Genomic DNA, 1,247 nt, shown 5'->3' with positions numbered 1-1,247 from the left:
GTAGCGGCTAAGTTTGTCGGCGTCGTGGGCGCCGCGGTGTCCGCCACCAACGTCACGCTGACCATACTGCTGAGTGCGGAGTTGTTGGCACGGTCAAATGCGCCGATGACATAGTAATATGTTACGCCGTTGACAAGGCCGGAATCAACATAGTAGTTTAGCGGCGTCTTGGCGATTTCCACCCCCGGGTCTCCTTTATACACCCGGTAGTGGTCTATGCCGGTATTGTCCGTTGATGCGGTCCAGGTGAGTTTGATGGTGCCGGGACCCTGCTCGGTAACCGAGATATTAGCCGGCGAGGTCGGGTTAGTGGTATCGGTGGAAAGAGGTGCCAGTGCGAAGTTCTGCGACCGGCGCTCGCCTGCTGTCAGCGCCGTGAGTTGGACACTGGCGGATAGGATGAAGCCGTCTGCCTTTGCCCAGGCGGAAAACGTCTCGTCGGCAGGCAGTCCGATAAATCCATAATTGCCCTGCTGGTCGCTCATCGCCTTTAAGGTCAACTGGTCCTGGAAACTCAGGGGCAGACGAATATCGGCTAAATATAACGTTAAAGAGGGCGAGATGTTGAGCAGGAAGCCGCCGGAGACGAGAGTCTTTTTGCCGCCTCCGTAGGTTACCTCCAACTCCACCCGGTAGGCGCCGGTGGCGAGTGTTTTCCCTGCCGCGACTGCCTCGGCGATAATATGCTGTAACACCACGGATACGCCGTTCTCGTTGGCGGAGACAAACACGTTTTTATCCGGCAACCCCAGCGACCATTTATAGCCGGTGATGGTTGCCCCGGGCGGCGGGATGACGTAAAAGGTGTCGTCCGTCAGGTCAGCGGTGTTCTTGTTGTCGTATCTCAATCCGCGGATGACCGGCGGTGTCTGGAGCGTGACGATGCCGCCGTAGATGGGGCTGTTATCCACGCTGTTGGTTACCTTGCCGGTGAGTTCGGCTAACTGCGTCACGGCAAGCGGCTCTAATGCAAAATCCACGTTACTGACCGGTAACCCGGGTGAGAGTTTGACAAACTGGCTGGATAGTTTATAGTTGTTGGCAGAGCCGTTGATAGGCACTAAGGTGTCGGCTTTAAACACGGTGATGTTCCTGAGTGTATAGGTGCCGTCTGAGGCGGAGTGTGTCTTGGCACCGCCGCCGAAGATGAATGCGCCTTTGATGGGATTGCCTGCCGTGTCCTTGACCGTGCCGGAGACGGAAGCGGTCTGTAGTTGCGCCACGACCCATGCCCAAGGGCGGATGCC

1 protein-coding gene is annotated in these 1,247 nt (G+C 57.3%); it reads right to left on the bottom strand.

Going from position 1 to position 1,247, the window contains the following annotated elements:
• On the bottom strand, window positions 1-1,247 hold a 1,247-nt coding region (locus AB1772_13485), incomplete at both ends, for a hypothetical protein (protein ID MEW5797352.1).

Source organism: Candidatus Zixiibacteriota bacterium (genome assembly GCA_040752815.1).
GTDB lineage: Bacteria > Zixibacteria > MSB-5A5 > GN15 > FEB-12 > JAGGTI01.
Note: the sequence above shows the minus strand (reverse complement) of the source record. Positions and strands in the feature narration are given on the sequence as shown.